Origin of the sequence: Desulfomonile tiedjei, assembly GCA_016212925.1 — a bacterium.
GTDB lineage: Bacteria > Desulfobacterota > Desulfomonilia > Desulfomonilales > Desulfomonilaceae > JACRDF01.
Genome location: JACRDF010000013.1, coordinates 49,489 through 70,216, shown reverse-complemented (window position 1 = coordinate 70,216; position 20,728 = coordinate 49,489). Strand labels below are relative to the sequence as shown.

Sequence of the window (20,728 nt, the reverse complement as noted above, 5' to 3'; positions counted from 1 at the left end):
TGCAGCTTCCGCCATCGGCGGAAGCTGCACTGCCGGCCATGCTATAGAGTTTTTTGAAGGGGGTCCGGGGGAAAGCTTTTTTGCACAAAAAAGTTTCCCCCGGAAATTCCCTTCTAAAAAATTTGAGGAATGCAAAATGGAAAAGCGAATAAGGGTAGTGGTAGCGAAGCCGGGGTTGGACGGCCACGATAGAGGCGCCAAGGTGGTGGCCCGTGCGTTGCGGGACGCGGGCATGGAGGTCATTTACACGGGATTGAGGCAGACCCCCGAGGCGTTGCTCAAGACGGTGGTACAGGAAGACGCGGACGTGTTGTGCTTGAGTTCTCTTTCAGGGGCCCATGATTATCTCTTCCCGAAGATAGCTCAGACATTCAAGGACAACGGCATTATTGACGTATTGATCCTCGGCGGCGGGATAGTACCGGAAGAAGACATCCCCCACCTGAAGGAGTGTGGCATAGAGGAGATCTTCGGGCCCGGCACCAGAACCGACGACATCGTCGAATACATCCGCACCCACCTGAAGAAGTAAACGCGATTGGAGCCGCGGGATTTTTCCCGAATCCCGTCGGCTTTTTTTTGCCCACTGTGATCGGGCAAGTCGCGGCGCGAGATCTTGCCCCACTTCATTCGATATTCCACCTTAATATTCATAGTGCTTCATGATACTTATGGTACGTTTAAACCATCATACAGAATTTTAACTTGATTTTAGTGAATGAATTTGGTTAAGGAGGGCTAGAGGATAATTAGTGCTCATTCTGGGGACTTCACGAGAGGAGTTATAGCATGACCGTAAAACAGATTCGAGAGAAGGCTCGCACACTGGGTGTTAAGAATTACACGCGGTACGATAAGGAAAACCTGATTCGTGTGATTCAGGAGATCGAGGGAAACGCTCCCTGTTTCAGGGGAATTCCAAACTGCTGGGAGTTCGGCTGCCTCTGGAGAGAGGAATGCCAAATCTAGCCGAAAGGCGCTAACGCAGCTTCAGGCATTCAGCCGTCCGTGGTCGCATGGAAACGCTAATGAAGTCCTCATATCGCTGGGCAATGGACGGCTGAACGCTTGCAGCGCTCATCACCTTCCTTCCTTTCCCCCCAACTTTACTTCCGATACCTTTTCAGCACAGACATCCGAGACAAAATCCCCGATTATCATTATTCGCGATCTATTAGGTCTCTGCGGTAATCCCGCGCGGAATGCTTGGTTGCTCTCCGGGGTGAAGGATCTCCGTCGAAGTGAAGGATTGTCGCGCAGAAAAGTATTGCGTCATCCACCGTCTTTGGGGTTCAATACAACAGTGTGCGTCCAGGTATCTTGATTGTTCGTCCTCACAATTTTTGGTGAACCGAGGAAAGGGAGTTCTCATGCCGAAGATTACAATTCAAACTCTTCGAGACAAGAAGGCGCGAGGGGAGGCCATGACCTTCCTGACAGCTTATGATTATCCGTTTGCGATACTGGAACAAAAGGCAGGCATAGACGTGATCCTCGTCGGTGATTCCATGGGAATGGTTGTCTTTGGGTACGATTCGACATTGCCGGTGACCGTGGATCTGATGATGCCTCACGTAAAGGCGGTTCGACTTGGAGCGCCCGATGTCTACTTGGTAGGCGACATGCCGTACATGAGCTACCAGGTATCCAAGGAGGAAGCCATCCGAAACGGTGGGCGTTACATGGCTGAAGGGGCATGCGACGCTGTAAAGCTGGAAGGTGGAGCGGAAATGGCCGGCATCGTGGAGGCCATGGTCAAAGCGACCATCCCTGTGATGGGGCATATCGGCCTGACGCCACAGTCTGCGGCACAATTGGGTGGGTTCAAGGCTCAAGGCAGGGACTTGGCGACGGCCAAGAAGCTGATCGAGGACGCGGTCACTCTCGAGCGGGCAGGGGTCTGTTCTCTGCTTCTCGAAGCGGTGCCTGCGGAGGTTGCGGGCATAATTACGCGGCGCTCGTCTGTTCCGGTTTTCGGCATAGGTGCCGGACCTCATTGCGACGGTCAGGTGCTTGTGATCCACGACATCCTGGGAATGTTCGACCGCCATGTGGCCAAGTTTGTGAAGAAGTACAAAGACATCGGGGTGCAGATCCTGGAGGGCCTGGAAGAGTTCAAGAAAGATGTTGCCGAAGGGAAATTCCCGGCCAAAGAGCATTGCTATCCCATGCCCGAAGACGTGGCCGCCGAGTTGGAAAAGCTCTACCCCCCCAATGAAAAGCGAGGATTGATGGGGGCGGACGATGGATCATGGTGAAGCCCCAAAAAGCGGCAGTGGAATTGGAGAAAGTCTACCTGGCTTGAACCGGACTTGTAGGAACATTCAGAGGAACAAGGAGAGCTGAGTTGAGGATCGCTGTGGTTGGCGCAGGGGCCTTGGGCTCCGTTATTGGCGGTTTGCTGCACGAAGCGGGACTGGACCCCGTGTTTATAGAACGGGACAGGGATGAAGTTCGCCTGGTGAAGGAACAGGGGCTCCGGCTGGAAGGCGTGTCAGGGGATAGATACATCAGGCCGCGCATCGTGGCGGAGGCGTCGGAAGCGGGCGCCATCGACCTGGCCCTGGTGCTGGTAAAATCCTACGACACCGCGGCGTCAGTTGAAACCCTGAAGCAGATCCTGGCTCCTGACGGCCTCGTCCTTACGCTTCAGAACGGAATCGGGAACTACGAAACACTCAACCAGGCTTTCCCGGGTCAGGTGCTTCTGGGCACAACTACCATGGGCGCCATGACTTTGGGTCCGGGCCGGTTTCGGCATACCGGCCTCGGCCAAACCCATTTCGGGGAAGCCGACGGAAGAGTCCGAGAACGGACCAGCGCGGTCGGCGCTATTCTCGAGAAGATGAACGGCGGACCTGTGCATGTCGTGGACAACGCGGTGGGATGCGTCTGGTCGAAACTGATCATCAACGCTGCGATTAATGCACCCGCCACGCTGCTCAGGGTGCGAAACGGCGATCTGCCGGCAAGCCCCGCGGGCAGACAACTGATTCACAAAATCGTCGAGGAGTGTTTGACGATAGTGAGGGCCAAGAAGATAAACCTGATCTTCCAGGACCCTGAAGCCACAGTGATCGCGGTCTGCGAAGGCACCGCGGGGAATGTCAATTCGATGTTTCAGGATATTCGTGCGGGCCGGCGGACGGAAATAGACTTCATAAATGGGGCGCTTGCAAAAGAGGCGAAGACCTTAGGGATTTCAGTCCCGGTGAACCGAGCGCTGTCCCTCCTCATCAAAGCATTGGAAGCAACCTCCTCCAAGAGGGTACCCGATCAGGCCGATTGATCTATTGTTATAATCCAAAGTCCCGGATTGGAAAGCGCTGTGCGGGGAGGACCTCTTGAAAAAAGAGTCTCTCCCCGCAAGTTATTTGTGGAAACGAAGGTTTTTACGATTGGTCGGCCGTAGCCTGCCACCCATTAGAAGAATGAGCTGATAAAAGCAAACGGCATTCCCAAGATTTCCGCGGCTGTGGACAGTATGTCCGTACTGGACGATTCTTCCGGCGCGTCCATATAGCTTGGTTGAGCCGAGGCCGGGGCCAATTTTACCGTGACGCCATCCCGCACGAAGCGGTCCGCAGCCGGGGGCTGATTGATCGTGGTGCGAGGTTGCGAGGTCATGTATTGGGGAGTCATGGGATAGTATTTCGCTGCAACTCCCGGGTTCGGCATTGCCGCGCAGTCACGGTCCACGGGGCAGGCCCTGTTCACATGGGCGCCCGCGGGACGAGACCACGGGTTTTGGTTTTGAGTGATCGGCCGCACCTTCTGGATCGGTTTCTGTGAAATAGCAAACTGACCCTGATCGGGCGGCGCCACTCGCTTCACGCTGGGAGTGGATTTCTTGTCAACCTTCTTCTCGGTCGTGGCCTTCTTTTCAATAAGAGGCTTCTTGCCCGCCGGTTGCCTCTGGATTTCTACAGCGCCTTCAGGCTTGGCAGGTGGAGGAGTCAGCACAAGGTCTTTCTCCAGGTCAGCCTCAAGGTCCACGGAGTCTTCGTCTTTGGCCTCAGCCACTTTTCCGTAACTGCCTTCCGGTTTGGCGCTGAGCCTCGGCGGAGGAGCCATAGCTCCCTTACGTCTTTCCTTGAAGGCTACCGCAGGGCTTGGCTTGACTTGGGGCGCATTCTTGGTTGAAACTTGCTCCGGAAGCAGACTGTCGGCATCAAGCTCCATGTCCGAGGCTGTCCTCAGATTCGACGTGAACTCTGCCTTGACCACGCTTCCCGGCTTTATGAATTGTGGCGACGCTGGGCCAGCGACCCCCGCGTTCGCAAGCACCTCGAAGTTGCCGGCGCAAACCCACGACGCGGCCATAAAGACGATGACCGCCGTGATTGCATAGACTTTTCCCATTGGATTATCTCCTTTCGACAACTGTTCCCCCGAGGGAGGAGCATTTCGTATCTTTGGGATTTCGCCGGGTGGGTGTCATGTTTCCCTCCGTCCCGATCGTTGACGAGGGGATATCATGCAAAAATATCTTTGTCAATTAGAATGTTACAAAGCTTCTTTAAAGTAAATTATGAACGTTTGGTGCACCGGTGGAATCGGCGGCTGCTTCGGAACATGCAATCAAAGGCACGGGAATTGGGGCTCCTGGGCAGAAAGTGCGACGGCTGGCCTTTGTCCTTCCCGGGTGGCCCGGACGGTAAGTGGGACAGGCTTCAATCTGTCTATTATACCGGTTCTCGAAAGTTACTACGGATTGACTCCCGGGTGCCACGGACCTGGGCTCCGTCAGGTCCGTGCCGGCTGTTTTGGAGAACAGCAAGGTTGCCCCATGCATTGAACACGATATTGAAAAGCGGTCCGACGGTACGGCAAAGCTGGGAATCCTCCGAGTTATCGTGGCCATAGAACCGGCAGGAAGCACGGACCTGGTAGGACCCAGGTCCGTGGCACCCAATACAGAAGGCATGGCTTGACACACAGGGCTCCATAGTTGTTCCCAAAGGCTCTTCCCGAATGAGGTCGTCAGCCGTGGCTGCGGCCTCGCGAAGTAATGCGCGTTTACTTTCGAGAACTACTGCAAGATGACCGGCAATCCCGCGTTCTGCGCGGGACGGCCCCACTCGCGGGTAGCGAAGCGACAATGGGTGTATTTTCTGTGCGCCCTTCCAGCAGCGCAGTTGAGATGATCCCCCTATTCGTGAGCTAACACCTCCTGTTCCTTGGGACGGGGAGACCGTTGCTTCCGGCCCACCTGCCGCGTGAAGCTATTCCACTGAATCCGTTAGTTTTGTGATAGTCCCGGAGGCCGACCCGACTCAGGTACCGTTCCGCTTGACCACCTGAATTGCCCCGTGTAGGTGCACGGCCGCGTCTGGGAACATTAAACCGTTGACAAAGATACCGGCCGCGCTTACAATCGCACGATTTATGGAATATTATCGGGAAGATCCCGCTAGAATTTGGGCGTTGAGCGACGGCTCTTGAACGCCGCGGGTTTTTCGAGACAACATTTTCACTCTCCCCAAGATTGGCAGTATCGAAGATTCTCGGGCGGGGGAGACGATTATCAAGGAGTTTGTTATGGCGGGCGAAAAGAAGACTGCGGCCGGGACCAAGGGAAAACGTGCGGAAGTCACCGAAGCCTCGAAACAAAAGGTAGAGCCGGAAATGCCGGACCTGGAGAGCTACGAACCGGCATCCGCTAGAAACATCCCACGTCCGTTGAATGCTTTGGCGAGCCCCCCCAAGGGAAAGGTTGCCAAACTTACCATTTCGCTACTCGGTGATCTCGATTCCGCGCCTTCTCTGGATGAGATAGCCAAACTGAATAAGGAGCCGCTAAGCCAAGGTCGGACTCCGTTGATGACCGTGATTCAGGCTGTGCTGGCCAAGGCGGGCGGAACCATGAATCTGGAGGACCTCACGGCCCAGACAGTGAAGCACTGGAACAGGCCGCTGCCCACAACCCCATACACCCCCGAACAGTTCATTTATGTGATGGCCAGGAATTCAGATAATATCAGAATAAAAGAATAATCAAGGTGTTATGCCTTCGGCGGCTCCCAAAGAGAGCCGGCTGATGGCCCCCCCGATTCGGCTCGTCGGCGCGCAGTCGCGAGGTCTCGGGGCAGGGCCTCACGCTTTCAAAAATTCGAGGGTTTAGCGATTATGAGTTGATTTTATTAAACAAAAAAATATAACCCGCAATTTCCAATGCCTAAGGTCCACGGTCAAGCCCCCCTGTTTTTTCCCCTTGACACACTAGATGTTGTGGCGATAAACATTGCCCCCACAAGATGATCCGCTTTCGTGATCGGAACATTTTGCCATTCCTCTCCGAATTCCAGGGGTTTTAAAGAAAGGTTGAAGTATCGGTCGAGTGTCGAGGCCAGACATCGGCACCAAGCAGACCTAAAGGTCGGGGGCACTGAAATTTTAGGCCCAACCGGGGGTGCAAGGGCCTAACACGGCTGGACCGCCCCAAAGGGCTCATGGGAAACAAAAGTAGTATGCAAGGTAATCCTTCAAACGGCATAATCTTAATAGTGATTTAATCGAATTCTAACAGGATGTGGTGTCAATGAAATTTCCTGCTTCCTCCGAAGAGTCGGAGGCCTATTCCCATACACGGAGCTGATCCAAGGGGGATTGCTATGGCTAGCGTAACAGAAATTAGCGATTACAGAAAAGATGCGCCTCGTCACATGGAGACGACGGAAATGGCCCTGTTCGTAAGGACATCGAGCGAGGCCATGGATGACTGGGATCGAAGCAGAATCGTGGATGCGCTTCTGCGTGAGACCTTCATCGATGAAGGAACCGCCGAGGACGTCAGTCTGGAAATCGAGAACGACATTAAGAGGAGTGGAATTAAGGTCATAACCGCCCCTCTCATCAGAGAAATGGTCAACGCAAAACTTCTGGAGAGGGGGCTGGAAGAGCACAGGCGATTGCATACCCGCCTCGGGGTGCCGCTCTATGACGTGGACCAACTTATCACCCGCCCCAACAAAGAAAACGCCAACGTGCCTCACGGGCCGGAGGCCACGAACCTGACGCTCGCAGAGAACATCAAGAAAGAATACGCGCTTCTCAACGTCTTCGATCAGAACGTTGGTGACGCACACATGAGGGGCGACGTTCACCTGCATGACCTGGGTTTTATCGACCGGCCGTATTGTTCGGGGCAGTCGCTGGAGTATATCAAGAAGTTCGGGCTCAACCTTCCCAATTCCCTTGCCATGGCAAAACCTGCCAAGCATCCGGAAGTTCTTTTGGCTCACATGGTGAAGTTCGCAGCTGCCCTTCAGAGCCACTTCGCCGGCGCCATAGGATGGGACGCGGTGAATCTCTTCTTCGCTCCTTACCTTCGGGGCCTTCCTGAGAAAGATGTGCGGCAGTTGGCCCAAATGCTCATCTTTGAATTTTCTCAGCAGGCGGTTGCTCGGGGAGGCCAGGCAATTTTCACCGATATCAACCTGTACTGGGAAGTGCCCAAGCATTTTGAGAATGTTCCTGCTATCGGCCCGGGTGGGACCTTCACGGGACTGACTTACTCAGACTATCTGCCTGAGGCCCAAAAATTCGTTTGGACGCTTTTCGACATCTACCGAGAGGGCGACGGCGCGGGACGGCCGTTCTTCTTCCCCAAGCCGCTGATACACATCACGGAGAAGTTTTTCAAAACACCCGGCCACGAAGAGTTCTTGCATCACATATGTGATATAGCCTCGGAAAAGGGCAACACCTATTTTGTCTTTGATCGTGGTGAGACAGCTAAGATATCCGAGTGTTGCCGCCTGTCGTTCAAACTGGAAAAGAGCGACCTGGACGATGCCGTCCAGCCTTGGAAGATGCGATATTCTGCCATGCAGAACGTGACCATAAATCTGCCTCGTATCGCGTATGAGGCCAAGGGAGACGATTCAAGGCTCTTCGCTCTCCTGACGGAGAGGATTTCGCTGGCCGCGCAGGCTCACATTCAGAAGAAGGACTTCATTCAGCGGCTACTGGCGCTGGGTGACACAGGCCCGCTCGCACTGCTGACCATGGACCGCGATGGAGAGCCTTACCTTCGTATGCACAGAGTCACTTACCTGGTCGGCATGGTGGGCCTCAACGAAATGGTCCAATACCATACCGGCGAAGAACTCCACGCGAGCGACGACGCGGTCAAGTTCGGCTTGAGGGTGATCGCTCACATGAATCTGGTCTGTGCCCGTCTGGCCGAGAAGCACAGCATGCGCTTTGTCCTGGAACAGACGCCCGCGGAGAGCACGGCGTACCGATTTGCCAAGCTGGACATGAGGCTCTACCCCGAGGCTCAGAAAGTGGTCAAGGGCAACTTGAGCCTTGACGAAATCTACTACACCAACTCCACGCTATTTAATGTAGGGTCGGCGGTAGATCCTATCGAGCGTGTGAAACGGGAAGGGCTTTTCCACCCGTTGATCGAAGCCGGGTCACTGACTCATGTCTGGCTTGGCGAGAGCCGTCCCAGCGCGGAGTCCATGGCAAACTTCGTCATCAAGACGTTCAGGATGACTCAAAACGATCAGGTTGCGTTTTCCCCTGAGCTTACCACCTGCGTGGCTTGTGGGCGAACCACCCGTGGGCTGCACGACCTGTGCGTGTACTGTAACTCTGACCAGGTGGAGCAGATCACCAGAATTACAGGCTACTTTACTAAGGTTTCGAGCTGGAATAAGGGCAAAAGAGGTGAGCTGCGAGACAGGCATAGGAATCAGAGCCTGGATATGGATTAGAAGGATTCCTTTCGATTGGGTTTCGGTTTGTTTTCACTATCAGTAGGAGGTTAGCCATGACGTATCTGTTCACCAAAGAGGGCTGCGGCAAGTGTGATTGGGTTAAGACAAATGTGGACCTTCAGAACATGAAAGACGTGCAGGTCATGACACTGAACGGAAATGACCCCGAAGCGCTGGCCATGTTGGCCTATTATGAGTGCGTTTCGCTGTCCGAGAAAAAACTGCCCATACTGGTTTCTGAGGGAAGGGACATAATTACCGGCGCAGGCCCTATAAGAAAATATTTGGAAGAGCACTGTGGTTAACAAAGGTAGGGGCACGGCATGCCGTGCCCTTGCATGACTGATCGACATCCGATGAAACAAACGAGAAACGGCCCATCCGTGTTCGGGAGACCTAGTTGACTCAGGAGTTTGGGATCAAAGGCTTCATCACCACGTCTATGGTGGATTGGCCGGGTAAGATCTGTTCCGTAGTTTTTCTCGCTGGGTGCGGGTTCCGATGCCCGGCATGCCACAATCGAAGGCTCGTGGTGGAGCCGGAAACCATTCCGAATTACCCTATTGAGAAGGTCCTTGACTCCCTTCACTGCCGAAAGGACTGGATCGACGGGGTCACGGTTACAGGGGGGGAGCCTACCACTCGAAAAAACCTGCCCGACCTTCTTCGGCTTTTCCGGGATCTCGGAATCAAAATCAAGCTCGATACCAACGGTTCCAACCCCGCGATGCTGGTGGACCTTGTGCGTTCGAGGCTAGTTGATGCAGTCTTCATGGACGTGAAAGCTCCCCTCGACAAGAGAGCTTACGCCGGCGTTGCGGGCGTTTCCGTGGATGTCAGACTTATAAGGCGAAGCATCGAGATCCTCAAATCGTCTTCCCTTGAAGTTGCCTTCAGGACAACAGCAATCCCGGGCCTGGTTGAGGAACCGGAACTCGATGCAATAAGGCGAGCTTTAGGGGATGTTCAGCGTTTCATGGTTCAAGCGTTCCAGAACCGTGACACGCTGGACAAACAATTTGGCCGGAAAGTCCTTTTCGACCAAGGACGAATAGACGAGATGCGCAGATGCTTCGAGGTGCCTGCGAGAGTTCCGCCTATGATGGGTGGATACGCATGCGCAGGATAAAAGTCATCGATAGGACCCTCATCGGCAAGAAGTACCCCGCGTTTGCCGTGGCCTTATCAGTGGCTTTCCAGAGACAGCTCTGGGAGCTTTTCCAGTCCATCTCTTCCATTACAAGGCCTTCCGGACCATCGGCCAACTGGCCCGCCATCCTGACCCTCCATGGCACAGCGTGTTTGATGGCCGTCTGGGAAGATATGGGCGTGGACCCTTTGGATGCTCGGTTAATCAAAGAAGACTTCGCGTACTTCCGAGACCCCGAAGCCGACGAGGAACTTACCGGCCAGGTCCACGTCGAGGAAATAACCCAGAGCGTAGAATCGGATAGCGGAATCGAAGAACAAGTCGATCTGCTGATCGATTTTCGAGACCGCTCCAATAAACCGGTCGCAAACTACCGCAGCTCCTACCGCATCCCCCTCGCCACCCCGCGGTGAAGCGGGGCGAAGAGAAGAAGGAATGAATCCGGGGGAACCCTTTTTTGCAAAAAAGGGTTCCCCCGGACCCCCTCCCCAAAAACTCCTGCATCCTGTTTATTGATAAGCTTCCGCTAGCAGCGGAAGCTTATCAATAAACAGGAATATAGAAGTTTTTTGCTTGGACTGCGTTTCCTCCGGCTTGTCCAGTAGTGTTTTCTGCGCTTGCACCACCGGTCAAGCCGGCAGTGGCTCCCACCTCAAGAGGGGGGACAACATTCGGCGCCCATGCCAGGGTGCGGAAAGGTTCCCTAGACGTCTCCAATAAACTTTGGTAGCGCTTTCTGCGTGCGGCTTTCGCCATAGGCGGAAGCCGCACGCAGAACATGATACAAAAGTTTTTGGGGAGGGGTTTGGGGAGGCCCTTTTTACAAAAAGGGCCTCCCCAAATTCTTCTCTTCTCTTCTAGCCCCTCTCACAAGTTCCAGCCGCCGGTTACTTCGAGGGTAGCGCCTGTGATGAAGCTTGCATCGTCGGAGGCCAGGAAGGCGATAGCCGCGGCTATTTCCGAAGGGTCAGCCGCTCGTCCGAGGGGTGTTTCCGCGATCATTGCGTCTTTGAATTTGGCCAGCATGGAATCTCGGATGGTGGGAGTCTCGGTCAGTCCTGGCATCACAGCGTTGACTCGCACCCCTTTGGGGCCCCATTCTCGGGCCAGGGATTTGGTCAGGCCGATCAGACCGGCCTTTACGGAGCAGTAAGCCGACTCGCCCTTCGATCCCACCTTCGCGTATATGGAAGAAATGTTCACGATACGGCCGTCGCCCTTTTCGATCATTAGCGGCCCGCAAGTTTGGCAGCAGTTTACCGCGCCAAGTAGATGCACTTGCCAGACGGCCACAAAATCATCCGGAGTGATCTTGAGGAATCCGCCCGGTCGATCGAAGCCTGCGTTGTTGACCAGAATGTCCACGGAGCCGAACTCAGCCCGGAGCGTGTCTACACATTTTGCGACAGCAGCCGAGTCGGCGACATCGGCATGAAGGGCCAGGCTGCGGCCTCCCATTTCCTGAATCGCCCATGCAGTCATCGACGCGTTTGCTTCGTTCCAGTCGAGAGCGCCCACAGCCGCGCCTTCCTGTGCAAAGCGAAACGCGGTAGCCTGGCCGATCCCTTGCCCCGCTCCGGTTACCAGAGCGACCTTTGCGTCAAACCTGTTAGTGTGCATGGTGGTTGGGTCCTTGTAAGCTTTCAGTCACGAGCAGAGAAAAAATGTCATTGCGAGTTCAGCGAAGCAATCCGACTTGGTGGGACAGGCGTCTCGCCTGTCGGCTGGAATGACGGGCAAGATGCCCGTCCCACCGAAAGCGAGATTGCTTTCCCTTAGAACGCGGGATTTCACTCCTTGTAATGACAGAAGACGTGAAATCCCCAGTGTAACTCAATGATTACCAATCTTTGTCGCGCTTCACCCCTTATTGAAGTGCGCTTTCACACGCGCCTGATCGGACGGTTGCATGGAGGATGCGTACAGCTTCTTCAGATTGCCTATACGCGCTAAAGATGCTTCAACCCTGTGACGGATTATCTCTCCATCGCTGACGGCCTGGAAGATCCGTGATCGAGCCTCAAAGGCCGCTTCAGGGTTGTTGCATATGAGCAGTATGTCCACTCCCGCGCGAAGGGCTTGCAGCGCGGCTTCATTGTGGGAGTACTTGTCCGCCACCGCTGCCATGTCCAGATCGTCAGTGATAACAACACCATTGTAACCCATGCTCTCGCGCAGGAGTCCATTGACCGCCGCGTCCGACAGAGTCGCGGGAAAGAGCGGGTCCAGATAAGGGTAAAGAACGTGAGCCGTCATTATCATTTCTACGTTCAGGTCCGCAGCGGTCCGGAACGGTATGATGTCCGCGCTATTAATGGAATCCAACGGCCGGTCATCCACAGGCAGATCCAAGTGGGAATCCACCAAAGTGCCCCCATGGCCCGGGAAATGTTTGCAGCATGGTATTACGCCTTCGGAACGCATGGTCTGAATAACGACGGACCCAAGCCGCGATACAGAGCCGGCGTCGGGGCCGTACGATCTGTCACCGATCACTGAGGTCGCCAGGTTTTCGGGTTGGCTCACTATGTCGAGAACAGGGACGAAATCCAGGTTAAACCCGACGAGCCGCATCTCCCGGGCCGTGGTTGCAGCGAAGTTCCTCACTGCGGCTTCGGGATCGTCGGAGGAAGCCAGTTCCAGGGCTGAGGGAAAGGCCGTAAAAGGGTCTTTCAGCCGACACACTCGCCCGCCCTCCTGGTCTACTCCGATAAGAAGTCCACCCAGTCCTTGATTTATATGATGACGCTGAAGATCGCGGTTGAGGTTGGCAAGTTGAACAGGATCTTCGATGTTTCTCGAAAAAAGAATGATGCCGTTGGGATTGAGATCATCAATCAGCTCGCGGAGTTCAGGGGTGAAGCGAGTGCCCTGGAATCCGATCATGAAGAGACTGCCTATGTCTCGTGAGTCCACTGCTTCCTCATATTCAGCGCATTTGGCGGGTGCAATCCTCCCGGCCTATTTTGGAGCAATCTTTCTTGTAGTGGAGGCTGTGCCCCGCCAAATAATCGAGGTTTAGTCCTAGGGCGGGCTTTGCCCGCCAAGGGATCGGCATCCGCGCTAAAAGTAACTGTGAAGCCCAGGGAGGTAGTTCACGCCGAAATAAGTAAACAGAACCGCGGCGAAGCCCAGCACGGAGAGCAGAGCAGATCTGCGGCCTGACCAGCCTCGCGCCAATCTTGCATGTAGAAATGCGGAATACACCAACCATGTGACCAGCGACCAGGTTTCCTTGGGGTCCCACGACCAATAGGTGCCCCAGGCGTAGTCAGCCCACGCGGCGCCTGTGATTATGCCGACCGTCAGGAGGGGGAAACCCACGAGAACGGAACGATAGACGATTTCGTCGAGAATTTGGACGCGTGGCAGGTGATCTCCCAAGTAGTCCGACCCTCGGGCCAGAAGTAACAACAATGCGGCCACGAACGAGACGGCAAATCCCGCGTAACCCAAGAAGCACGTTATGACGTGGGCAACCAGCCAGTTGGACTGCAGCGCCGGGATCAGAGGCTTGATTGTATGGTCGAGAAGAAAGGTGGACGCCATGGTCAGAAACACTAGAGGTAGGCCCAGCAATACCACAAGGTCGGTTCCGAACCTGAGCCGCACTATGATGAGTGCCAGCGCCATGGTCCATGCAAAAAAGATCAATGATTCGTATAAGTTGGACAGAGGAGCGTGACCGATGCCCATCCAATACGATTCGGCCCATCGCAGCCCTATGGCAGTTGTGTGCAGGACCCAAACCAGTACCAGCAGCCCCAAAGCCAATTTAGGAACAGACGAATCTTTGGATGCTACGACGTAGGTTATAAGGTACACCACCACGCACGCCAGGTACCCGAAAGTCACATAAGTGTTCAGATCTGTGCTTGTCATCGGAAACGTCCAAGGAATTCGCTAGTTGCCTCAAAAGCGCGCACGGCTATTTGCCCTTCTCTTTCACGATACCATAAATCTGTTGTTCCACACTCTTGCGGAATTCCCCGCGAAGACGCCGGCTGCGTCCTGAGATCCGGATTTGCGTCGATCCGGCCTTGGTCTTCATCTCAATCGTCAGGCGCCTGTGATTCGTGAACAAGGTCAGGAAGAACCCCAGAATCAGCGAACCGCATCCTACCCAAACGACTATCGAACCGGGATCGTGTGCGACCTGAAGCCCGGTTGCATACAACGGGGTATAATCGACAAACTGCAGTTCGGAGTCACCCAGCTTTGCCGGTTCATTGCGAAACACACTGAAGGTTTTCGTCTCGTCACCCGGGCCTTCCACACTGATCTCCGCGCCTTGGCCTTTTTTTGTGGTGCCGGGATCGAGACTGACCAGCCTTACTTTGTAGGGAGTGCCGGTAACCTCGGAGGTTTCCCGCGGACGGACCCTAACATCAGCTTTTTGATCTCCGGGTCCCACTAAGGCGAAGCTGACCTCTTTGATCCCCAGAAGCCGGTAGTCGGATTGATAAAGGGACAGGCCTTCGAAAGTCATTGGGGAATTCACCACAATGGAGCCTTTGAGCACTTCCTTGTCGTCTCTTATAAGTCTGACGTCGCTGCGAAATTCCTTGGGCTGGCCGGTCGGGTAACGGGTGAGCGTAAATTGGTCCACGGCTATTTGAAATGGGAGTGCCCGCTTCTCACCGGAGGGAAACAGACGGAACTCCTTCCCTGTACCACCTTCCTCGATCTGGATGTTGCCTTTGAAACCGTAGAAAAGGCCTATGAGGCCTCCGAGCAGAATCACTACGATCCCCGCGTGAATGAAAGGGAAGCCGAGCAAGTACACTCGGTGTTTTGTCCACACAAGGTCGTGACCTTCTTGGCCGGTTACCACGACGGCTTTGGCGCCCATGACCTTCCTGAAGGCCTGCTGGAACATACCTTTCAAGTCACTGGCCGACCTGGCATCGGAAACGGTAAAACTGAAGCTATTCCCTTGAGAATCGCCTTTCCATTCATCCGGAATTGCCGACAGCCTTCGAACAAGACACGCCAGGAGATTTAGCGCAAGCAAGACGAGCAGGAGTATAAACCACCAACTCCGGTACACGGTACCGAGGTCCAAAATGATCATAATCCTGTAGACCAACGGTGCCACCGTCTGTTTTAGCTGATCCAGACCCGTGTCTTGAGGGATCACGGTGCCGATGATGGAGGCCGAGGCAAGGACAAAAAGCAGTGTTATGGTAGTTTTGACGGACGTGAAAAACGTCGTAATGTCTGAGAATATCGAGGACCGTTCAGGTGAGACGGGTTCCGTTTTTGGGGTGCCGGCCATTTATCGCTTTCTCTGAGGCTTTCTCTAATAGGTTTTTAACGACGATGCCATTTGCTTGGTGTTCAATTTCATTACCATCCAAGAGAATGGCGTCGCTCAAGAACAATCGCAAATTAAGCCGCCTCTGCCGACGCGACAGTGCGCCACTCTATAATATTTCCGAGCCCATTTCAACTGCGTCTGGTGGATATTGGTAACCATTCAGTCTTCATTGGGGGCAATGCTTTTGTGGGGCCTGGGTGTCACTTTTGGAATGCTCATCGGCAATACTTTTCCTCCGGAAACACCTCACCCCAAATCTTGGTTAACAGCCGTATAATCGGTGATGAAATTATCAAGATACCCGCTCACCGAGTCCCGAATCTTCGGTGGAAGGCTCTCAGTTTGGACATACCCGACGGATCCGACCTCCCAGGTAGCTGAGCTTGTTACGATGGATGGCTGGCGAGGCAGACTCACATCCTGTTTCAACTGCACGTCTATGGAGAAGAAATAGCTCCCCAGATGCTTAATAGTGTTTACGCTTACATAAAGCCAAGGGCGGCCGGGAGTGACCTGCCATTCGTCATGCGCCAAAACTCTTATTCCGGCCCGGACCAGCTTGAGTTCCACATCCGTCTGAAGGTCGGTGACCTTCAGGCCCGCCAGTTCCGCATCGTCTTTTATGTTCTCGATTACAACCAATACGCCGGGCAAGCCGCGAAGAGTTTCTCGGGTGTAGTCCGTAAAGTCCATTATCCGGTCCTCCTACCTATTACGACTTCTGCAGCAGGCCTCTCATCCGGTTCCAAAAAAACGAAACCCGGGGCCAGGCCCGGGCGGTTAAGAGTTGTTTCACACCTCGAAGCGTCCTAACACTGGGAAGCGTGGGTGTACTCGCCAAAGACCTCTCTCAAAACGCCGCAAATTTCGCCCAACGTAACTCGTTTCTTCACCGCATCCAGGATCGGAGGCATCAAGTTGTCAGTGCCCTCGGCACATTGCTTCAACCGGGCCAACGCGGACGCCACTGCCGAGGAATCGCGCTTGGACCGCAATTCTTTCAGCCGTTGAATCTGAGTTTCGCGCACGCTAGGGTCTACTCTCAAGAGGTTGGAGGGGAGTTTCTCCTCCGTTTGGAATCTATTCATCCCTACGATGACCCGGTCTCCTGATTCCACGGCCTTCTGGAAGCGGTATGCGGAATCCTGAATTTCACTTTCAATGAACCCGCATTCCACGGCCCTCACGGCGCCGCCCATTTCATCAATTTTTCTAATGTATTCCTTGGCTCCGTGCTCGATTTCGTTGGTCAGGGCCTCGACAAAATACGAGCCGGCGAGCGGGTCTACTGTGTCGGCGGCTCCTGTTTCGTGGGCGATAATCTGCTGAGTGCGCAAGGCTATCTGGACGGACTCCTGGCTGGGAAGCGCCAGGGCCTCGTCTCTGGAGTTGGTGTGCAGGGATTGTGTGCCCCCTAAGACCGCTGCCAAAGCCTGGAAAGCAACCCTCACCACGTTGTTGTCCGGCTGTTGAGCAGTCAGAGTGCATCCTGCTGTCTGAGTGTGGAACCTCAACATCATGGCTCGAGGATTTGTAGCTTGAAAGCGTTCTTTCATCAGCCGCGCCCACAAACGGCGGGCAGCCCTGAACTTTGCTATCTCTTCCAAAAAGTCCTGATGGGAATTGAAAAAAAAGCTCAGTCTTTCCCCGAAGCTGTTCACATCCAGGCCCGCATCTATCGCGGCCTGCACGTACGCTATACCGTTCGCCAGGGTAAAAGCCACCTCTTGAACCGCGGTGGAACCGGCTTCCCGGATATGATATCCACTGATGCTTATAGTGTTCCACAGAGGGACACGCTCGTTGCAGAAAGCGAATATGTCGGTGATTATCCGCATGGACGGCGAGGGCGGGAAGATGTACGTTCCGCGTGCCGGGTACTCCTTGAGTATGTCGTTCTGGATCGTTCCCCTGATTTTGGAGATGTCCGCGCCCTGTTCTTCGGCTACAGCCAGATACATGGCCAGAAGGACTGCTGCCGGAGCATTGATGGTCATGGACGTACTCACCGCCGCGAGGTCGATGCCGGCGAAGAGCCGCCCCAGATCTTCCACGCTGTCTATGGCGACGCCGACCTTGCCGACCTCACCCGCGGCCAGCTCGTGGTCGGAATCGTAACCTATCTGCGTTGGGAGGTCGAACGCCACAGAGAGCCCTGTCTGCCCCTGTTCGATCAGGTACTTGAAACGCTTGTTAGTCTCGTCTGCGCTTCCAAAACCGGCATACTGGCGCATTGTCCAGAAGCGGCCACGATACATGTTGGGCTGAACTCCGCGAGTGAAAGGATAGGCCCCGGGAGAACCGAGGTCCGTCTCGGGATCCAAGTCACCCGCATCCCACGGCCAGTAAACGGTCTTGACCGGCAGTTCCGACACCGTAGTAAATGCGGCCCTTCGTTCAGGCCTTTTGACCACGGTCTCTCGGAGCTTTTCCTCCCATTTCAAAGTTTTGTCCTTGAAATCGTCTGCCACGGCAACCTCCAAAAACTACTCGGGGAGCGCAAACGCGAAACCGGAAAGCGAACCTGCATTCTGTGGGGAGACCTCTTTTGCGAGGCCGGCCCTGCTACAAGGCAAGATTGTGGACTTAAGCAGTCAGCGTCCGATGTGGCCTCTCTCGCCGTCATTCCGGCGAAGCCCTAGTTTACCCCGGTGAAAACCGGGGCCGGACTCCCGCCCTTCATTATTTCCTGGACCCCGGCGCCTGCCCCGGACCCCGATCCGGGGTTCGCCGGGGTGACGATCACGCCTGTGCGTGACCAACGGGATTCTCCTCAAGTCAACAGCATTGCCGCGACCGGTACCCTATTTTCACTTATGGCTTTACTCTTTTTCTTGTTTCTTCTTAAGGTCTTGCTTTTCCCTGCGCTCTCTTTCGACTTTGCAACTGATTCCAAGCCCTTTCAGGCCGGTCTCAAAGCACCCATTGCATGATATACAGGACGCCCTTTTGGTATCCCCACTTTTCCAGCGACGGATGAGGTGCGGTTCTCGAATGAACGGCCTCGACATCGCGACGTAGTCGGCTTTGCGCTCAGAAAGGATGTCGTTGATCTTTTTGAGAGATCTTATTCCCCCGACGGTCATCACCGGAACACCGGCCACCTCTCTGATTCTCGTCGCGAAGTCACAGAAGTAGGCCTCGTCCTCTTCCTTGCGGATATTTTCGCGAGAAGGGGTCAGTCCTTTCGGAGCATATGGCGAACCTCCACTGACCTCGATAGCGTCTATTCCGTCATCTGCCAGATAACGGGCTATTTCCAAGGCCTCTTCAGGGACCAGCCCGCCCTCGATAAAGTCGTGGGCGTTGAGTTTTATCATAACGGGGAATTCGTCTCCCACGGCCCCGCGGACCGCCTCAAGCGCTTCCGCCAGAATCCGGTACCTGTTCTTGACGCTTCCGCCGTAAGCATCACCACGCTTGTTCCAGACGGCCGAAAGGAATTGGTTCATGCCGTAACCGTGAGCCCCGTGAAGTTGCACCCCGTCGAATCCCGCGGCTTTGGACCTGGCCGCGGCAGCGGCATACGCCTCCACGAGCTGTCCAATATCTTGGCGAGTGGCTTCTTTAGCAGTGTGTCCGGTCACCGGGTCCGAAATCGCCGACGGCCCCCAAGCTTCGAGTCCCGGCGGGAAAAGCTTCGGGTTGGCGCGTATTCCGGCGTGTACGATCTGAGAGACAATCTTGCCACCTTCCTCATGAACAACCGCGGCCAAACGGCTCAAACCCTCAAGGTGCTCATCTTGGGAATTGCCGATCATGTAGGCGATTGCAATTCCGTTGGGCATAACGTACTGGAAGCCGGTAATGATGAGGCCAATTCCGCCGCGACCCAGCTCTCTGTAGAACTCCAACGCTTTGTCGGTTACATGACCCTTTAGGTCACCTACGCCGCTCCAGGTAGCTGAGCGTACTGCTCGATTATCCAGTTCCAGCGATTTTATCCAGGTTTTTTCGAAAAGTTCAGGCATCAGGATGACCCCGACGAGGTGAGATGAAGAGAGTTATTTTGGAGCAACAAAACCAGCCGAGTCTCTTGAAAACACTTTGAGATCTTCCGGCTGGTTTACGCTCATGATCACGGTAAACCGAGTAGGCTCAAACCGGGGACTCCGGCAGCTCGCGCATTCGGAATAAATGACCCCTTTCCGAGCCTGTCCGGCAGACCAAAGAGTTCGCGCGAAACAAGGCCTTTGCGAGGTCTCCGACACCCCGTACAAAGGCCGTTCGTCCAATTTTCACCCGATGACAGCCAGTACGTCGCCAACCTGATAAGATTCGCCTACCTTGGCTTTCATCTCTTTCACGGTTCCGTTGGCCGTGGCAACCACGGGCAATTCCATTTTCATGGCTTCAATAATGACCATTTCGTCATCTTCAGCAACATTCTGGCCTACTTCAACCTTTACGGCGATTACTTTGCCGTTCATGGGCATAGTCACTTCCGCCATCTCCAAAACCTCCTCGAAGTTTCGCATGTTATAAATACAACAGGCGCCGGCAGGCGCTGCGTAAGAGCACCTCGTGGAGCCTGAGTTGCATTCGTATCGGGCGGTTTCCGGTCCGGCCCGCCTTAAGTGCGCATTACATGAATGTGAAGCCTCTGCCGTGACACCACACGAGAGAGTCCTACCTCGGACCGATGACAGGGCAGGGTTGCGATGCAACGGAGGGGACTACGGCCGGTTAGAGTCTGGCCTGGAGGTCCCTCGCCTGCATTGCCGCTTCCGGCATTCCGCCGCTGGAGAGTCCTTGACCCGTGATCTTGTCGAGCCGGCCGGGAATCTCCAAGGCCTTCTCAGTGAGAGTCCTCCGCGGGCTGAACCAGTTCCATCAGAATCCCATGAGTCCCTTTCGGGTGCATGAAAGCTATGGCCATGCCGTGGGCGCCGGGCCGTGGGGTCTCGTCTATCAGTTTGATTCCACGTTCTTTGAGTTCCGCAACGGCCTGGTGAATGTCCTCCACTTCGAACGCGATATGATGAATGCCCTCGCCGTTCTTATCCAGGAACTTCCTTATAGCCGAGGACCCTGATACATCCTGTAAGAGTTCGATGGAGCTGTCCCCCACAGGGAGGAACCCTATTTTCATGCCCTGATAGTCCTCGGTGTGCGTCACTTCAAGAGGGAGTCCCTGGGTGAAAAATTTTACCGCTGCATCCAGATCGTTCACCGCGACTCCCAGGTGGGCGATTCTCTTAATTTTCATCTGAGGCTGCTCCTTCGCCGAGGCAGGATCTCACGAGTCGGTGGACGTGGTGGACGAGCCGGAGTCGGTTGTCTTGCTCTCTGCACAAGTCGTCGTGTCGGTTTTACTCTTGGCGGGCTTTTTGCCCGAAGCAGTATCTTTTCGGCCGTAATCGGTTACGTACCAGCCGGTGCCTTTGAGATGGAACGAGGACTGGGAGATCAGACGATGCGTCTGGCCGCCGCATTTATGGCATTTCTCAACCGGAGCGTCGGAAAACTTTTGCCATTCCTCGAATTCTCGACCGCATTTCTGGCACTGGTACTCGTAAATCGGCATTT

20 protein-coding genes are annotated in these 20,728 nt (G+C 54.7%); 9 read left to right on the top strand and 11 right to left on the bottom strand.

Annotation, left to right across the window (positions count from 1 at the left end):
* Nucleotides 1-136: 136 nt before the first annotated feature.
* The 4 genes from HY913_06875 to HY913_06860 all read left to right on the top strand — a co-directional run bounded on the left by HY913_06875 (nt 137) and on the right by HY913_06860 (nt 3,289).
* A complete protein-coding gene (locus tag HY913_06875; GenBank protein MBI4962979.1) occupies nt 137-532 on the top strand; it encodes a cobalamin B12-binding domain-containing protein in 396 nt (131 codons plus the stop codon).
* Nucleotides 533-789: 257 nt separating this feature from the next.
* Nucleotides 790-969, top strand: a complete 180-nt coding sequence (locus HY913_06870; protein ID MBI4962978.1) for a hypothetical protein — start codon at nt 790-792, stop codon at nt 967-969.
* 401 nt (nt 970-1,370) lie between these two features.
* Nucleotides 1,371-2,258 carry a 3-methyl-2-oxobutanoate hydroxymethyltransferase gene (gene panB / locus HY913_06865; protein ID MBI4962977.1) on the top strand — a complete coding sequence of 296 codons (888 nt, stop codon included), beginning with the start codon at nt 1,371-1,373 and terminating at the stop codon, nt 2,256-2,258.
* A gap of 89 nt (nt 2,259-2,347) precedes the next feature.
* Complete coding sequence (locus tag HY913_06860; GenBank protein ID MBI4962976.1) at nt 2,348-3,289, top strand: 2-dehydropantoate 2-reductase; 942 nt, start codon at nt 2,348-2,350, stop codon at nt 3,287-3,289.
* 134 nt (nt 3,290-3,423) lie between these two features.
* On the opposite strand, the gene HY913_06855 is transcribed toward HY913_06860, so the two are convergent.
* Nucleotides 3,424-4,362: a hypothetical protein gene (locus HY913_06855; protein ID MBI4962975.1), complete on the bottom strand. Its 939-nt coding sequence runs from the start codon at nt 4,360-4,362 to the stop codon at nt 3,424-3,426.
* Between the two features lie 1,179 nt (nt 4,363-5,541).
* Between HY913_06855 and HY913_06850 the strand changes: the two genes are divergently transcribed.
* The 5 genes from HY913_06850 (at nt 5,542) to HY913_06830 (ending at nt 10,292) form a co-directional block, all read left to right on the top strand.
* Nucleotides 5,542-5,997 (top strand): hypothetical protein, encoded by a 456-nt coding sequence (locus tag HY913_06850; GenBank protein MBI4962974.1) that lies wholly within the window; start codon nt 5,542-5,544, stop codon nt 5,995-5,997.
* A 617-nt stretch (nt 5,998-6,614) separates the two neighbouring features.
* A complete protein-coding gene (gene nrdD, locus HY913_06845) occupies nt 6,615-8,726 on the top strand; it encodes an anaerobic ribonucleoside-triphosphate reductase (GenBank protein MBI4962973.1) in 2,112 nt (703 codons plus the stop codon).
* Nucleotides 8,727-8,782: 56 nt separating this feature from the next.
* The gene (locus HY913_06840) at nt 8,783-9,034 is read left to right on the top strand and encodes a hypothetical protein (protein MBI4962972.1); all 252 of its coding nucleotides are present in this window, start codon (nt 8,783-8,785) and stop codon (nt 9,032-9,034) included.
* A gap of 95 nt (nt 9,035-9,129) precedes the next feature.
* On the top strand, nt 9,130-9,858 hold the full coding sequence (locus tag HY913_06835; GenBank protein MBI4962971.1) for an anaerobic ribonucleoside-triphosphate reductase activating protein: 729 nt from the start codon (nt 9,130-9,132) through the stop codon (nt 9,856-9,858).
* Nucleotides 9,846-10,292: a hypothetical protein gene (locus tag HY913_06830; GenBank protein ID MBI4962970.1), complete on the top strand. Its 447-nt coding sequence runs from the start codon at nt 9,846-9,848 to the stop codon at nt 10,290-10,292. Before HY913_06835 ends, HY913_06830 begins: the two co-directional genes overlap by 13 nt.
* A 454-nt stretch (nt 10,293-10,746) precedes the next feature.
* Here HY913_06830 and HY913_06825 read toward each other — a convergent pair whose 3' ends face one another.
* The 10 genes from HY913_06825 to HY913_06780 all read right to left on the bottom strand — a co-directional run bounded on the left by HY913_06825 (nt 10,747) and on the right by HY913_06780 (nt 20,726).
* Nucleotides 10,747-11,499, bottom strand: a complete 753-nt coding sequence (locus tag HY913_06825) for an SDR family oxidoreductase (protein MBI4962969.1) — start codon at nt 11,497-11,499, stop codon at nt 10,747-10,749.
* Between the two features lie 240 nt (nt 11,500-11,739).
* Complete coding sequence (gene nagZ / locus HY913_06820; protein MBI4962968.1) at nt 11,740-12,795, bottom strand: beta-N-acetylhexosaminidase; 1,056 nt, start codon at nt 12,793-12,795, stop codon at nt 11,740-11,742.
* A gap of 147 nt (nt 12,796-12,942) precedes the next feature.
* Nucleotides 12,943-13,761, bottom strand: coding sequence for a c-type cytochrome biogenesis protein CcsB (gene ccsB, locus HY913_06815; protein MBI4962967.1), 819 nt, complete (start codon nt 13,759-13,761; stop codon nt 12,943-12,945).
* A 46-nt stretch (nt 13,762-13,807) separates the two neighbouring features.
* Nucleotides 13,808-15,157, bottom strand: a complete 1,350-nt coding sequence (locus tag HY913_06810; protein MBI4962966.1) for a cytochrome c biogenesis protein ResB — start codon at nt 15,155-15,157, stop codon at nt 13,808-13,810.
* Nucleotides 15,158-15,445: 288 nt separating this feature from the next.
* Nucleotides 15,446-15,892: a hypothetical protein gene (locus tag HY913_06805; protein MBI4962965.1), complete on the bottom strand. Its 447-nt coding sequence runs from the start codon at nt 15,890-15,892 to the stop codon at nt 15,446-15,448.
* Between the two features lie 116 nt (nt 15,893-16,008).
* On the bottom strand, nt 16,009-17,670 hold the full coding sequence (locus HY913_06800) for a methylmalonyl-CoA mutase family protein (protein ID MBI4962964.1): 1,662 nt from the start codon (nt 17,668-17,670) through the stop codon (nt 16,009-16,011).
* Nucleotides 17,671-18,021: 351 nt separating this feature from the next.
* The gene (locus HY913_06795; protein ID MBI4962963.1) at nt 18,022-19,170 is read right to left on the bottom strand and encodes an NADH:flavin oxidoreductase; all 1,149 of its coding nucleotides are present in this window, start codon (nt 19,168-19,170) and stop codon (nt 18,022-18,024) included.
* 267 nt (nt 19,171-19,437) lie between these two features.
* Nucleotides 19,438-19,650 (bottom strand): acetyl-CoA carboxylase biotin carboxyl carrier protein subunit, encoded by a 213-nt coding sequence (locus tag HY913_06790; GenBank protein ID MBI4962962.1) that lies wholly within the window; start codon nt 19,648-19,650, stop codon nt 19,438-19,440.
* A 347-nt stretch (nt 19,651-19,997) separates the two neighbouring features.
* Nucleotides 19,998-20,408: a methylmalonyl-CoA epimerase gene (mce, locus tag HY913_06785; GenBank protein ID MBI4962961.1), complete on the bottom strand. Its 411-nt coding sequence runs from the start codon at nt 20,406-20,408 to the stop codon at nt 19,998-20,000.
* A 30-nt stretch (nt 20,409-20,438) separates the two neighbouring features.
* A complete protein-coding gene (locus HY913_06780; protein MBI4962960.1) occupies nt 20,439-20,726 on the bottom strand; it encodes a zinc ribbon domain-containing protein in 288 nt (95 codons plus the stop codon).
* Between the last annotated feature and the right edge of the window lie 2 nt (nt 20,727-20,728).